General features: G+C 79.0%; 1 protein-coding gene and 1 pseudogene. Both read left to right on the forward strand.

What is annotated here, in order from left to right; translation table 11 throughout:
• Positions 1–190 (forward strand): annotated as a pseudogene (locus ACFU99_RS44135) (hypothetical protein); the annotation flags it as partial.
• A gap of 117 nt (positions 191–307) precedes the next feature.
• A partial coding sequence (locus ACFU99_RS44140; RefSeq protein WP_384404499.1) for an aminotransferase class I/II-fold pyridoxal phosphate-dependent enzyme occupies positions 308–1,226 on the forward strand: 919 nt, incomplete at its 3' end.

Raw genomic sequence — 1,226 nt, forward strand, 5'->3', positions numbered from 1 at the left:
CCCCGAAGCCGAGCGACTGGCCCGGAGTCGGGTGCACACGGCGAAGACGGCGCTCGGCGAGCGTGGCGCCCCTTGGTGGGAACAGTCCTCCGCCGAGCGGCGCCGACGCTGGGAAGACGGGGCCGCCGGACTCGACGGCGACCGCCCGGACGGCCGGGCGCCGCCCACGGCGGCCGCTCCGCCGGACTGACCGGCGCGTCGTCTCCCGCCGCCGTTCATCCCGCGCCCGTGTCCGCGGGGTCTGGGAAGGTGGAAGGGACCGCACTGTGCTGAGGGCCCGCTCACCTACTCGCAGCCGGAGGTTCGGATGCAGCCCATCGCCCCGGCTCCGGCCGCGCCCGAGAGCGGGCTGCCCGTCCTCGCGGAGCTCGCCGAGCAGCTCGCGGCGGTCGCCGGGCGGGCCGAGCCGGAGCCTGCCGGGGGAGGCCCCGCGCTGCGCACCGCCGCCTGCGGGTACTTCGCGCGGCGCGGACTGTGGACGGGCGCGGAGCAGCTGGTCGCCGCGCCCGGCGCGCAGCCCCTGCTGCTCGCGCTGCTCGCCTCCGTGGGCGGCGACGTGCTGCTGACCCGCCCCTGCGCGGCCTGGTACACGCCGGTGGCCCGGCTGGCGGGCGGGGACTCGTACCACGTGCCGGTGCCGGCCGAGTGCGGCGGCGTGCCCGACCCGTTCGCGCTGCTGGAGACCGTACGGCGGATCCGCCGCGAGGGCGGCAGGCCCCGCGCCCTGGTGCTGTCCGTCGCCGACGACCCCACGGGGACGCTCGTGCCGCCCGAGACGCTGCACGAGGTGTGCGAGGCGGCCGAGGCCGAGGAACTGCTGATCATCAGCGACGAGACCTGGCGGGACACCCGCTACGACGCCCACGGCACCATGGTGGTCGGCCCCGCCGAGATGTGCCCCGGCCGCACCGTGGTCCTCACGGACCTCGCGGGCTCCCTGACGCCCGCCGCCTGGCCCGCCGCCCTCGCCCGTCTCCCGGACACCGCGTACGGCCGGGCCCTGCGCGCCCGTACGCTCTCGACCTGCACGGCCGTACGGGCGCAGCTCGCGCCCCCGGTCGCCGCGGCGGCCGCGTACGCGCTCGACGAGCCGGAGCCGGTACGGGCCCGGACGGCCGCCGCCGCCCGGCTCTTCGGGGCGCTGGCCGCCGCCGTGTACGGCCGCCTCACCCTCGCGGGGGCCCTGTGCCGGCCGCCGCAGGCCGGGCCGTTCCTCTACGCCGACC

The organism is Streptomyces sp. NPDC057654, assembly GCF_042800135.1.
GTDB lineage: Bacteria > Actinomycetota > Actinomycetes > Streptomycetales > Streptomycetaceae > Streptomyces.